Raw genomic sequence first — 13,750 nt, 5'->3', positions numbered from 1 at the left:
ACATCAACGAACGGATCGACATGGCAACGGACCAGGAAAAGAACCTCGTCGTACTGACCGAGCACGTCCGGCATCTGGCATTGAAGCAACAGAAAGCCTCGGACAAACTCATCGGCGCCAATCGGGCTCTCGTCGACCCGGCCCGACACGTTGAAGAAACACACGGAATGGTCTGCGTGGCAACATCTTCTGCTGTTTCAACTGCCCTCGAGGCGCGACGGGCCGCCGGCGCGCAGATGCAGAAGGTGTCGTCCGAATTGAGCTCCAAGCTCGACTCGGCCGCCGATCTTTACGACAACACCGATGACGCTTCGGCCCAGATGCTCCGCCAACAGATGCTCTGATGGAGTTGCCGCAGGACCATTCGGGCTGGGATGACGAGCCCGACGACTTCGAGCCTGACGCGGTGCTCGACGATCTCTACTCGGCAGGAGTGGAGTCCGTCGCCTCAGGCTCGGAATCGTCTGACCCAGAAGCCGAAGACACGGTCGACACCATGATCTTCACGGTGACCAATCCTCCGGGCACGGTCTCGGTGAGCGCGTTGCCCAATGGCCGGCCGTACCGCATCGAGCTGGCTCCCCAGGTCACTGGCATGACCGAAGATCAACTGGCCGAGGAGATTTCGGTGATCGCCCGGCTCGCGCGGCAGAATGCCTTGGCTGGGCAGCGCTTGATCGTCGCCAGCTTGATGTCACGCACAGGCATGGATCGGGTGGCCGTCAACGGCTACCTCGAGCGCGATCTTGGCCTGCCATCGATGGAGACAGCGCTCGCCGAAAAGGCTGAAGTCTTCGCCACGCGATACGAACACGAACAGGACTGAGGCGATGTACATCCCGTCGCCGTCGCCGCCTGTCCAGGTGACGAACCCACGACGCCGCTGGCCTATGATCGCCGCCGCCATCGCGACGGTGCTGGCAGTGGTCATCGGTAGCGGAATCTGGTGGTGGTTTCTCGGCGGCGCTGAGTCTTGGGCACGTTCAAAATGGACTCCGCCCAGGCAGGACCTGTTGTCGCCATTGCGGTCACAGCCGGTACCCGGCTGGCGGACCAGCATCTCAGATCTCGGGCTACCCGCAGATGCGCGGATCAACGCCGGCAAGGACTCCTGGGAATACCCCACCATCAAGACGACCTCGCACCGCACGTATCTGCTGGCCAGCACGCCTGGGCCTCCGGAACAGTGGTGGCTCGCCGGGATGGACAGCACCATCGGACGCCCACTGTTTCCAGCCGTGCCGCTGGGCGAAACTCGGCAGATACCAAGGTGTTTCCCCAATGGCACCGATGTGGTGTGCATTTCAGACCATGTCGTCGAGCCCTCCACCGCCTGGGTGATCGATGGAAATACAGGTGCATTGACGTACACCGGACCCACCGACCTCCGGTATGCCAACGGCGCGCAACCTCAGGCCGAGCGGACGCCCAACTACCTGGTGGCCATGGACAAGGGTCGCGGTGCCTACGGAGTGGGTGCGCACGCGGAAAAGACCTGGCACGTAGCCCTTATCGGGGACCACCTGGGTCCAATGAGCGACGACATCGCAATTGGCGGCACACACGACAACCCGCCCAACGACACCGTCATGTTCTCCGTGAAAGACGGCCGTCAGTGGACACCTCAGTTACCCGCCGACGCGTACATGTCGAACTGGAACTTCTTCGAAGGCGGCTTCGCCGGCCAGTTCAGCACCAAGGCCGACAACGAATTCGTCCAACTCTTCAACGCCGAGGGAAAGCCCCTCAGCGACAAACGAATCCAGGGTCATCTGACCGGAGTGCCCGGAAACCTCGTCACCGTCGTGGGCCGTAACGCCATGTCGGTCCATGACCTCCGTGGTGTCAAACTTCTGGAGATTCCAGGGAATGCATACCGCGACACATACCTGATCGGTAGCACCCTGTGGGTCAACGACAGCGCCAGCGACGCACCACCTGCTTATCGCCCGTACGACATGCGCTCCGGCGCGACAGGTGCACCGTGCGCGTTCGACTTCTTTCGAACGGTGGGCACCGACGGCAAGGTCATCGTGCGGGCGCCCCATGACCGCACCTCGCCTGATTGGAAGCTGCTGGCCCAGGCCTACGACCTCACCACCTGTGAAGTGGCGTGGTCGATACCCAGACCGCCCGGCTCCCTCGGCACGGTGACCCGGCTCGGCGACACCCTCGTGCGACTGTCGGACGACGGCACCGAACTGTTCTCTCTCGTCAACCGGTAGGTGCGATGCCGGCACCCGGGAACCGGTGCGCCGGCAGCGTGTAGGCCCCGCGCTCGATCAGCCGCGCGATGTTCGCCCGGTAGATCTCGTCGGCCTCGGCATGCAGCACCGGCTCTTGGTCGAGCCAGAGATTCCTCGGGTGGATCGGTGCGTCGTACATGTCACGGAAGAGTTCGGTGCGCAGGTCCTTGAGCCAGTTGGAGTTCAGGTTCATCACCCGGAACTGGCGTAGTGCCTCGATGTCGATCACGCCGGCGACGACCGAGTTGAATCCGGAGACCGTGTGGCCGAGCACAGCCCCGTTGTAGTCGACGATGTGCGAGTTGCCGCCGGCGATGTCGAAGGGGTGTGCGGAACCCTGCGTCGCGTAGACCGGACCGGTGTTCGGGCACACCATGTAGAGGCTGTTGAAATGCGCGTGGGCGCGGTTCTGTAACAGCCACGTGCCGCCGGGATCGGGACCGGCCTGCGTCATGGGTACCGCCTCACTCGGCCGATACACCACCTCCGCACCCTGAAATGCCAACGCACGTACCGCTTCTGGATACTCACCGTCGCTGCAGCAGATGGTCCCGATCGTCCCGATGTCCGGTGTGCGCAGCACCGGATAGAACGCATCGAGCCCGTCGCCGAACAGTTCGACCCACCGGTCGTATACGTCGTGCGGCGTGCAGGAGCGTTCGCGGCACCAGACGTGATTCTTCGTCGCCCGGTGCACCACCTCGCCCGCCGGCGACATGATGATCATCGAGTTGAAGTAGCGGTCCGGCATCACCTCGGGCCATCGCGCCTTGCATTGCGCGATGAGGTAGACGCCGTGCTCCCGGGCGAGCGCGCCGAGGCGCTCGGTCTCGGGACCGGGGATGTCGATGAACATCTCCCGCGCGGCTTGCACGTGCGGGATGTCGAATGCTTCGTCGCCGAAGCCGGTCAGCGCCCCCTCGGCGAGGGCGACCAGCTTGACCGGCATGTTGATCGAAACCGTCGATACCGCAGCATGAATGGTCTCTTCGATGACGTCGAGATTCGCCTGAATCTGCGAGCGTCGTTCGATGTTGCGGACCACCGTCGACAGGCCCACGGCCAGATACGGCGCGATCGGCGTCCCGTGCTCAGTAGCCACCGGCGTTCACCCCCGGCATCCGATCAGCCCACAGCATCGCCGTCTCCAGTTGGGACGCAACAGCAATCAGCGTGCCTTCGTCGCACATGGGCGCGGCCAGCTGCACGCCGATGGGCAGCCCCGACCGGGTCCAGCCGAGCGGCAGGCTGATGGCCGGTCCCCCGGTGGCGTTGAACAGTGGCGTGAAGGCGCAGGCGCCAAGCAGCTTCTGTATCCACTGCGCGGGCGTGAGCGACGCGTCGTTGGCGTCGAGTTCCCCCAGCAGCTGCGGCGGCGCACTCAGCGTGGGCGTCAGCAGCAGGTCGTATTCGGTGAAGAACGAACCGACGGAGCGGGACACCTGATTGAAGACGGCGAGGGCGGCGCCGAGTTGTGTGGCGGTGACGCGGCGGCCGTATTCGGCGCAGGCCAGGGTTGTGGCCTCGAGGTTGTCCGGGCCAGGTGCGGTGCCGAAAGCCGCTGCGAGGGCGTCGATTCCCTCGGCGAGCGACACACTCCACACCGGGAGGTTGGCGTCGACGAACTGCTCCCAATCGAACACCGGCGAGTCCGGAACGACGCGGTGCCCCAGACCTTCCAGCGCTGCCCCGACGGCGGTCACCGCAGCAACAACCTCCTCGTCGACCGGGCCGTCGGCCCAAGACTCGGTATGGATGGCGATACGCAGCCTGCCGGGCTCTCGGTTCAACTCCTCGACATACGGTCGCACCGGATCACGAACGACGTACTTGTCACCGGGAACCGGACCGCTGACGGCGTCGAGCAGTGCTGCACAGTCACGTACCGACCGGGTCAGCCCGAATTCGACACCCAGCCCCGACAGCGGCTCGCTCTCATCCGGCCCCGGAGACACGCGTCCGCGGCTCGGCTTCAATCCGACCAAGCCGTTGGCGGAAGCGGGAATTCGGATCGAGCCGCCGCCGTCGGTGGCGTGTGCGATCGGCAGGGCGCGCGCGGCGACCAGCGCCGCAGAACCACCACTGGAACCGCCGGCGCAGCGCGTCGGGTCCCACGGGTTCCGGGTCGACCCGTGCGCCACGGGTTCGGTGTTTCCGTTGAACGCGAACTCCGGGGTGGTGGTCGACGCCACGGTGGCCAAGCCGGCCGCGCGGAACCGTGTCATCAGCGCGGTGTCGTGGGGGAACACCACCCCCGCTCCGGCAAGGCGACTGCCGAAGTAGGTCGGCACCCCGGCCGCGTGGATCGCGAAATCCTTGAGCGCGAAGGGAACCCCCGCGAATGTCCCCGCGGAGTCGTAGGCGAGCGGAGCGTCCCATGGCCCCGAGACGACGGCGTTGAGCGTCTCGTCGACGGCCTCGATCGCGGCGCGGGCCGCGTCATGCACCTCGGCCGCCGATACCTCGCCGGCACGGATCAGGGCAGCCAGTCCGGTCGCGTCGTATCCCGCGTACTCGCTGGCCTTCACGCCAGGGCTCCGTCATCGTGAACAACGTTCCCCGCCAACAGGGTTCGATGGACGCGGGTCTCCTTCAAATCCTCGACACCACAGGTCAACGGATCCCGATCGACGAAGATCAGGTCAGCGTGGTTGCCCGGCCGGATGGACCCGATTTCGTTCCAGCCCAGGACCTTCGCCGCATTCGTCGTCCACATGGCCAGCGATTCCGCGCGCGTGATGACCTGATCGGGCCCGTCGTTGCGGAGATCGGTACCCGCGATTTCGTGTGTCTGCGCCAGGGTGATCTGCTCCCACGGGTTCTTGGGCCCCCAGTCCGATCCACCGCACACGTCGAGACCCGCGTCGAGCATCCGCCGCAGCGGCACCATGTCGCGCCAGATGTGCCGGCCGATGCGCTCGTCGTACATCGCGCCTTTGCCCCACGCGAATCCGACGGACGTCGTGACCTGAAAACCGAGCGCCTGGTATCGGCGCACATGATCGGGGCTGATCGTGATGGCGTGCTGCAGAATCCACGCCTTGTCCCGGAAGTCGTACTCGCGCACCACCCGTTCGGCGATCTCGAGGAAGTCGTCGTGCTCCCGGTACGAGCCGACACAGATGTTCGCCCTGATGCCGTGCTGCGCACAGAACCGGACGAACGACTCTTCCTTCTCCAGCGAGACGAAGCGATTTCCCTTGGTCGGCCGCCCGAACGGATCCGAATACGCCTCGTGCATCGCGAAATGGCCTGCGAAGCAGGGCCCGCCCGGACTGATGGTCATGCCGGCGATGCGGAACAGGTCATCGGAGAGGTCCAACGACTGCGGCGCAAGGGAATTCAGGCGCTCATTGAAATCCGCCAGCGACAACGGATCGAAGGGATAGAAGATGGCCGACTCCACGTCGTGCGTCGCCTGTACCCGCATGGTGAGCATCCCGGCAGCACGGAGCTGTTGATACCCCGCGAGATGAACCGGCTCCATCGCGTGCCCCTCGTACAGCGTGGTGACGCCGTTGGCGGAGAACCGCGCCATTTCCTCGACGACGCCGGGTATGGCGTGGGCCGGGTCCATCGGCGGGAGCTTGAGCAGAATCTGGCCCCAGAAGGGGTCGTATGTGTAGTAGTTGTTGACGGGCCCGCGCAGGATGCCGGTCAACCGGCCGGCCTCGTCCTTGTCGATCTCGACGTCACATACCTGATCGGGGATGAAGTCCGACAGTCCGACGGCGCGCAGGCCGGCGCTGTTGAACGCCACGATGTTCGGCGTCCGCGGCGCCCACGCCTGGATGAGCACCGGATGCCCGCTCGTGGCGAGGTCGAGGACATGACGGTCCGGCAGACGCCGTTCGGCAAGGTCGCGCCAGGACCGGCGGACGAAGTAATGGGCTTCACCGACGGGCGTACAGAAGATCCATTCCCCGGCCGGGGTCTCGGCGGCACGGGCCCGGATCCGCTCGACGATGTCCGCGTGGTCGACGGCGTCGCTCAGATCGACGAGGCCACCGCGCAGCGCACCGAAATGCATGACGTGCGGATGAGTGTCGATCAGTCCCGGCATGACCACCGCGTCGCCGGCATCCATGATCTCGGCATCGCCCTTGTCCAGCTCCGCGAAGCTGCCGACCTCGCGAATGACGCCGTCCTCGACGAGGACGGCCTCGACGACGGGCATGGTCTCGTCGAAGGTCAGAATCTTCGACGACCGGATCAATGTTGTTCTGCTCACACGCGAAACTCTATGAGCGGCCTACTCTGGGGAGAATCATCCCAAAGGATGAAGTACGGGTATCGAGGAGTGCGAGATGTCGGTGGCCGCCGCGGATTTCACCGATCACCCGGTCCAGCGCAACATTCAGTTCAAGCGCAACACCATGGGGTTCCTGTCCCGGTTCGTCCGGGTCTCGGGTCTGGTCTTCTACTCGGTGGATCACGGCATGAACGCCGGCGACCACGTGTTCGACCGCATCCACCCCGAGGAGAACGGCCGCTACAACGGCTATTTCCACGAACTGGACCCGTTCCATCCCCGCAGATTCGCCGCGACCGGCGCGGACCTCGCCACCTCGAACGACCTCGGCGAGCGCCTGGACCGCACCGACTACTACGCGGAGTTCTTCCGCCCCATGGGCTACCGGTACGAAGCCGAGCTGTACCTCCGCCATGCCGGCCGCATCGTCGCCGGCATCTCGCTGCTGAAGAGCGCGCAGGACGGCGACTTCACGAAGGACGAGATCGGGTTCCTGCAGAAGTCTCACGCGTTCGTCGAACAGTCTTACTGCATGCTCGGCGAACTGCCGAGTGCGCCGAATCCTGCTGCGGTGCCAGAACATTGGGGCTTGTCGGCCCGCGAGCGCGACGTCGTCGAACTCCTGGCGCAGGGCGCGAGCAACAGCGATATCTCCCGCGCGCTGTTCATCAGCGTGCCGACGGTGAAGAGCCATCTGCAGCACATCTACCGGAAGTCGAACGTGCGCTCACGAACCGAGCTGGTGACCCGGCTCAGATAGCAGTTCGCCGGCCCCAGGAAACCTGGGACCGGCGAACCAAATACGACTTACCGCTGTGTCATCGGCTCTTCGCGCAAGCGCTCATCGCTGAGGAGCAGCCGTCGGCCGGATCGGCTTCGGCAGCGCCGACTCGCCCATCAGGTAGCGGTCCACGCCGGCGGCCGCGGCGCGACCCTCGGCGATGGCCCACACGATCAGCGACTGGCCGCGGCCCATGTCACCGGCGACGAAGACGCCGGGCACGGTGGTCTGGAAGTCGTTGTCCCGGGCCACGTTTCCGCGGTCGGTCAGCTCGACGCCCAGCTCGTTCAGCAGGCCTTCACGCTCCGGGCCGACGAAGCCCATGGCCAGGAAGACGATGTCCGCCGCGAGTTCGAAGTCCGAACCCTCGACCTTCTCGAACTTGCCGGCCTTCATGACGACCTCGTGCACCTTGAGTGCGGTGACCTTGCCGTCGGCGCCGACGAACTCCTCGGTGTTGACCGAGAAGACGCGCTCGCCACCCTCTTCGTGTGCCGAGGACACCCGGAACATGAGCGGGTAGGTCGGCCACGGGGTCGACTCGGCGCGCTCCTCCGGCGGACGCGGCATGATCTCGAACTGGTGGATGCTCTCGGCACCCTGCCGGTGGGCGGTGCCCAGGCAGTCGGCGCCGGTGTCACCACCACCGATGATGACGACCTTCTTGCCCTTGGCCGTGATCGGCGGCTGGCCGTCGGCGTCGACGACGTCGTCGCCGAGCTGCACCCGGTTACCCCAGGGCAGGTACTCCATGGCCTGGTAGATGCCTTCGAGCTCGCGGCCCGGGATCGGCAGGTCACGCCATGCGGTCGCACCGCCGGCCAGCACCACTGCGTCGAAGTCTTCCTGCAGCTGCTCGACGGTGATGTCCACACCGACGTTCACGCTGGCGCGGAACTTCGTGCCCTCGGCCTCCATCTGCTCCAGACGGCGGTCGATGTGCCGCTTCTCCATCTTGAATTCCGGGATGCCGTAACGCAGCAGACCACCGATGCGGTCGGCCCGCTCGAAGACGGTCACGTCGTGGCCGGCGCGGGTCAGCTGCTGGGCAGCGGCCAGACCGGCCGGTCCGGAACCGATGACGGCGACCGTCTTGCCGGTCTTCACGTCCGGAACCATCGGCTTGACCCAGCCCTGGTCGAAGGCGTTGTCGATGAGCTCGACCTCGACCTGCTTGATGGTCACCGGGTCCTGGTTGATGCCGAGGACGCACGACGCCTCGCACGGCGCCGGGCACAGCCGCCCGGTGAACTCCGGGAAGTTGTTGGTGGCGTGCAGGCGCTCGATGCCGTCACGCCAGCGGTCCCGGTACACCAGGTCGTTCCACTCGGGGATCAGGTTCCCCAGCGGACAACCGTTGTGGCAGAACGGGATACCGCAGTCCATGCAGCGCGAAGCCTGGACCTGCAGGGTGTCCTTCGAGAACTCCTCGTAGACCTCTTTCCAGTCCTTGAGGCGCAGGTCGACCGGCCGGCGGGTAGGGGTCTGACGGGCGGTGTGCTTGAGAAAGCCGTTCGGATCAGCCACGAGCGGCCGCCATGATCGCGTGCTCGACGTTCTCGCCGGCGGCCTCGGCCCCGGCGATCGCCTCCAGTACCCGCTTGTAGTCGCGAGGCATCACCTTGATGAACTGCTCCTTCTGATTCTGCCAATCAGCCAGAATCCGCTGTCCCACAGCCGATTCGGTCCCATCGACATGGGCCGTGATCATCTCGTGCAGCCACAGTTCGTCAGTGGCGTCGAGCGCATCGAGATCGACCATCTCGCCGTTGATGTTGCCCGGCAGCGCACCCTGCGGGTCGTAGACGTAGGCCATACCGCCCGACATACCCGCAGCGAAGTTACGGCCGGTTGCACCGAGGATGACCACCTTGCCGCCGGTCATGTACTCGCAGCCGTGATCGCCAACACCCTCGACGACCGCCTGCGCACCCGAGTTACGCACCGCGAACCGCTCGCCCACCACACCGCGCAGGAACGCCTGGCCGCTGGTGGCACCGAACAGGATCACGTTGCCGCCGATGATGTTCTCCTCGGCCACGTAACCGGCCGGCGCGTTCTTCGACGGGCGGACCACGATGCGTCCACCCGAAAGACCCTTGCCGACATAGTCGTTGGCGTCGCCGTTCACCCGGAGAGTGATGCCCTTCGGCAGGAAGGCGCCGAAGCTGTTACCCGCCGAGCCGTCGAACGTGATGTCGATGGTGCCGTCCGGAAGCCCTTGGCCGCCATGGACCTTGGTGACCTCGTGGCCCAGCATCGTGCCGACGGTGCGGTTCACGTTGGTGATCTTCATGGCGAGGCTCACCGGGACCTTGGACTCGATGGCGTCCCGGCATTCGGCGATCAGCTGCTGGTCGAGCGCCTTGTCCAGACCGTGGTCCTGGCCCGACGTGCAGTACAGATCCTGCTTCATGAAGGCCGACTCCGGTTCGTACAGCACCGGGGTCAGGTCCAGCTTCTGCGCCCGCCAGTGCTCGACGGCCTTGCTGGTGTCCAGCGCGCCGACCTGGCCGACCATCTCGTTGATGGTGCGGAAGCCCAACTGCGCCATGAGTTCGCGGACCTCTTCGGCGATGAACAGGAAGAAGTTCTCGACGAATTCCGGCTTGCCGGTGAACCGCTCACGCAGCACCGGGTTCTGGGTGGCCACACCCACCGGGCAGGTGTCGAGGTGGCAGACGCGCATCATGATGCAGCCCGAGACCACCAGCGGCGCGGTGGCGAAGCCGTACTCCTCGGCGCCGAGCAGCGCGGCGATGACCACGTCACGGCCCGTCTTGAGCTGGCCGTCCACCTGCACGACGATCCGGTCGCGCAGACCGTTGAGCAGCAGGGTCTGCTGCGTCTCGGCCAGGCCCAGCTCCCACGGGGCACCCGCGTGCTTCTGCGAGGTCAGCGGGGTGGCACCGGTGCCACCGTCGTGCCCGGAGATCAGCACCACGTCGGCGTGCGCCTTCGAGACGCCGGCCGCGACCGTACCGACACCGTTCTCCGACACCAGCTTCACGTGGATGCGGGCCTCGGGGTTGGCGTTCTTCAGGTCGTGGATCAGCTGCGCCAGATCCTCGATCGAGTAGATGTCGTGGTGCGGCGGCGGCGAGATCAGGCCGACACCCGGGGTCGAGTGCCGGACCTCGGCCACCCACGGGTACACCTTGTGTCCCGGAAGCTGACCGCCCTCACCGGGCTTGGCGCCCTGGGCCATCTTGATCTGGATGTCGGTGCAGTTCGTCAGGTAGTGCGACGTGACACCGAACCGGCCCGACGCCACCTGCTTGATGGCACTGCGTCGCCAGTCGCCGTTGGCGTCCCGGTCGAATCGCTCGACGTTCTCGCCGCCCTCGCCCGAGTTCGACCGTCCGCCAAGGCGGTTCATCGCGATCGCGAGGGTCTCGTGCACCTCGGCCGAGATCGAGCCATAGCTCATCGCACCCGTGGAGAAGCGCTTGACGATCTCGCTGGCGGGCTCCACCTCGTCGATCGAGATGGGCTCGCGCACACCGTCTTTGAATGTGAACAGGCCACGCAGCGAGGCCATGCGCTCGCTCTGGTCGTCGACCAGCTTGGTGTACTCCTTGAACACCGAGTACTGCCCGGTGCGGGTGGAGTGCTGGAGCTTGAACACCGTGTCCGGGTTGAACAGGTGGTACTCGCCCTCACGACGCCACTGGTACTCGCCGCCGACCTCGAGCTCGCGGTGAGCCCACTCGTCGGGCCGGTCCAGGTAGGCCAGGCTGTGCCGCGACGCGACGTCGGCCGCGATGTCGTCGAGGTCGATACCGCCGGTCGGACAGGAGATGCCGGTGAAGTACTCGTCGAGCACGCGCTGGCTGATACCGACGGCCTGGAAGAGCTGGGCGCCGGTGTAGGACGCCAGCGTCGAGATGCCCATCTTGGACATCACCTTCAGCACACCCTTGCCGGCGGCCTTGACGTAGTTGGCCTTGGCCTTGTCACTGGTCAGTCCGGAGATGACGCCGCGGTCGACCATGTCGTCGATGGTCTCGAAGGCCATGTACGGGTTGATGGCGGCAGCGCCGACACCCACCAGCATGGCCATGTGATGAACCTCACGGGCGTCACCGGACTCGACCACCAGACCGACCTGGGTGCGGGTGCGTTCCCGGACCAGGTGGTGATGGACGGCCGCCGTCGACAGCAGCGACGGGATCGGTGCGAGCCATTCGTTCGACTCACGGTCCGACAGCACGATGATGCGGGCGCCATTGCGGATGGCCTGCGACACCTTGGTGCGCACGTCCTCCAGGGCCCGGCGCAGGCCGTCACCGCCGTCGGCGACGGGGTACAGGCAGCTGACGACCGCGGCGCGCATGCCGTGCTTGCGGCCCCGGATCTCGTGGTCGGGGTCGACGCAGATCAGCTTGGACAGGTCACCGTTGCGCAGGATCGGCTGCGGTACGACGATCTGCCGGCACGAGTTCTCGTCCGGGTTCAGCAGGTCGCCCTCGGGGCCGATGACACCCGAGAGGCTGGTCACGACCTCTTCCCGGATGGCATCCAGCGGCGGGTTGGTCACCTGCGCGAACAGCTGCTGGAAGTAGTCGTAGAGCATCCGCGGCCGCTGCGACAGCACAGCGATCGGGGTGTCGGTGCCCATGGAGCCCAGCGCCTCGGCGCCGGTGCGTGCCATCGGCACGATCAGCTGGGTGACCTCTTCGTTCGTGTAACCGAACGCCTGCTGCCGCAGTACCACGCGGTGGTGCGGCATCTTGACGTAGTCGCCCGGAGGCAGGTCGTCGATGTGGAACAGGCCGTTGTCGAGCCACTCCTGGTAGGGGTGCTCGGCCGCCAGCTTGTCCTTGATCTCCTCGTCGTCGACGATCCGGCCCTCGGCCATGTCCACGAGGAACATGCGGCCGGGCTGCAGGCGCAGCTTCTTGACGACGGTCGACGGGTCCAGGTCCAGGACGCCGGCCTCGGAGGCCATGACGACCAGGCCGTCATCGGTGACCCAGATGCGCGACGGACGCAGGCCGTTGCGGTCCAGGACGGCGCCGACGATGGTGCCGTCGGTGAAGCACACCGACGCCGGGCCGTCCCACGGCTCCATGAGCGACGAGTGGTACTGGTAGAACGCCCGCCGCGCGGGGTCCATGGTCTCGCTGCGTTCCCACGCCTCGGGGATCATCATCAGCACCGCGTGGTGCAGCGGACGACCACCCAGGTGCAGCAGCTCGAGCGCCTCGTCGAACCGTGCGGTGTCCGAGGCGCCCGGCGTACAGACCGGGAAAATCTTGTTCAGGTCGTTGTGGAACCCGAACACGTCGGTGTGGATGAGCGCCTCACGGGCCCGCATCCAGTTCTCGTTGCCGTTGACGGTGTTGATCTCACCGTTGTGGGCGACCCGCCGGAACGGGTGCGCCAGCGGCCACGACGGGAACGTGTTGGTCGAGAAGCGCGAGTGCACGATGCCCAGCGCACTCTTCATCCGCTCGTCCTGCAGGTCCAGGTAGAACGCCTTGAGCTGCGGGGTGGTGAGCATGCCCTTGTAGACGATGGTCTTGCCGGACAGGCTGGGGAAGTACACCGTCTCGCGGCCGGGGCCGTCCTGGCCCGGGCCCTTGGTGCCCAGCTCGTGTTCGGCCCGCTTGCGGATGACGTAGGCGCGGCGCTCGAGCTGCATGCCGTCAGCGCCGGCGATGAAGATCTGACGCAGGGTCGGCATGGCGTCACGCGCCAGCGCACCCAGCGACGACTCGTCGAACGGGACGTCGCGCCAGCCCAGGACCTGCAGGCCCTCGGCTTCGACGATCTTCTCGACGGCTTCGCACGCCAGCTTGGCGTCGCGGGCCGACTGCGGCAGGAACGCGATGCCGGTGGCGTAGCTGCCCTCGGCGGGCAGCTCGATGCCTTCCTCCGCGCAGACGGCGCGGAGGAACTCGTCCGGAACCTGCAGCAGGATGCCTGCGCCGTCGCCGGTGTTCGGCTCGGCACCTGCAGCACCGCGGTGCTCCAGGTTCAGCAGTGCCGTGATCGCCTTGTCGACGATGTCGCGGCTCCGACGTCCGTGAATGTCCGCGACCATGGCGACGCCACAGGCGTCGTGCTCATGCGCGGGGTTGTACAGCCCGACCTTGCTGGGTCCGCCGTGCTGCGGCGTCATTCCCACCTAACCCTTCACCATCTTCATTACGAAGCATCGCTTGACCGCCGCTTATGGCGGCGCCAGCGGACTGAGCGACGGTATGCCAGCGTGCAGCACTGAACGACGGGCCGTCCCGCTCGCCTCGATTGAGACAAAACGATATGACAAACCCGGCCTGACATGCCAACTTAGGTAGGCCTAATGAGGTTGCTGCGAACGTGGTTCACAACACTCGAAAGCTACCCGTCGGTAGGGCCAATTTTATTGGAGCACTTGCATTTTCGCTAATCGATTCCCGTCACACCCGGGCGACGCCCACCCGCACCACTGGTCACCACGCCTCATCTAAGTTTGCTATAAAT

The 13,750-nt window shown here is 65.8% G+C and carries 8 protein-coding genes and 1 pseudogene; 4 read left to right on the top strand and 5 right to left on the bottom strand.

The features are described 5' to 3' along the window. Positions 1-20: 20 nt before the first annotated feature. The 3 genes from A7G45_RS07085 to A7G45_RS07075 all read left to right on the top strand — a co-directional run bounded on the left by A7G45_RS07085 (position 21) and on the right by A7G45_RS07075 (position 2,225). On the top strand, positions 21-344 hold the full coding sequence (locus A7G45_RS07085; RefSeq protein WP_260935266.1) for an ESX-1 secretion-associated protein: 324 nt from the start codon (positions 21-23) through the stop codon (positions 342-344). Then, positions 344-826 carry a hypothetical protein gene (locus A7G45_RS07080; RefSeq protein ID WP_260935265.1) on the top strand — a complete coding sequence of 161 codons (483 nt, stop codon included), beginning with the start codon at positions 344-346 and terminating at the stop codon, positions 824-826. The genes A7G45_RS07085 and A7G45_RS07080 overlap by 1 nt, the downstream gene beginning before the upstream one ends. Positions 827-890: 64 nt before the next feature. After that, positions 891-2,225: a 9-bladed beta-propeller domain-containing protein gene (locus A7G45_RS07075; protein WP_260935263.1), complete on the top strand. Its 1,335-nt coding sequence runs from the start codon at positions 891-893 to the stop codon at positions 2,223-2,225. Positions 2,226-2,454: 229 nt separating this feature from the next. Here A7G45_RS07075 and A7G45_RS07070 read toward each other — a convergent pair. The 3 genes and pseudogenes from A7G45_RS07070 to A7G45_RS07060 all read right to left on the bottom strand — a co-directional run. Further along, positions 2,455-3,291, bottom strand: a pseudogene (locus A7G45_RS07070) (nitrilase-related carbon-nitrogen hydrolase); the annotation flags it as partial. A gap of 46 nt (positions 3,292-3,337) precedes the next feature. Further along, entirely contained in the window at positions 3,338-4,774 is a 1,437-nt protein-coding gene (locus A7G45_RS07065; protein ID WP_260935261.1) for an amidase, read from the bottom strand. Then, a complete protein-coding gene (locus A7G45_RS07060) occupies positions 4,771-6,477 on the bottom strand; it encodes an amidohydrolase (RefSeq protein WP_260935259.1) in 1,707 nt (568 codons plus the stop codon). The genes A7G45_RS07065 and A7G45_RS07060 overlap by 4 nt, the downstream gene beginning before the upstream one ends. Positions 6,478-6,553: 76 nt before the next feature. On the opposite strand from A7G45_RS07060, the gene A7G45_RS07055 reads away from it, so the two are divergent. Further along, positions 6,554-7,258 carry a helix-turn-helix transcriptional regulator gene (locus A7G45_RS07055; RefSeq protein ID WP_260935257.1) on the top strand — a complete coding sequence of 235 codons (705 nt, stop codon included), beginning with the start codon at positions 6,554-6,556 and terminating at the stop codon, positions 7,256-7,258. 81 nt (positions 7,259-7,339) lie between these two features. Here the strand turns inward: A7G45_RS07055 and A7G45_RS07050 are convergent, their stop codons facing one another. Then, positions 7,340-8,806, bottom strand: coding sequence for a glutamate synthase subunit beta (locus tag A7G45_RS07050; protein ID WP_260935255.1), 1,467 nt, complete (start codon positions 8,804-8,806; stop codon positions 7,340-7,342). Next, positions 8,799-13,406, bottom strand: a complete 4,608-nt coding sequence (gene gltB, locus A7G45_RS07045; RefSeq protein ID WP_260935253.1) for a glutamate synthase large subunit — start codon at positions 13,404-13,406, stop codon at positions 8,799-8,801. The genes A7G45_RS07050 and gltB overlap by 8 nt, the downstream gene beginning before the upstream one ends. Between the last annotated feature and the right edge of the window lie 344 nt (positions 13,407-13,750).

This window comes from Mycolicibacterium llatzerense, from assembly GCF_025331195.1.
GTDB lineage: Bacteria > Actinomycetota > Actinomycetes > Mycobacteriales > Mycobacteriaceae > Mycobacterium > Mycobacterium llatzerense.
The sequence above is the reverse complement of the archived record's forward strand: the minus strand, read 5'-3'. Positions and strand labels throughout refer to the sequence as shown.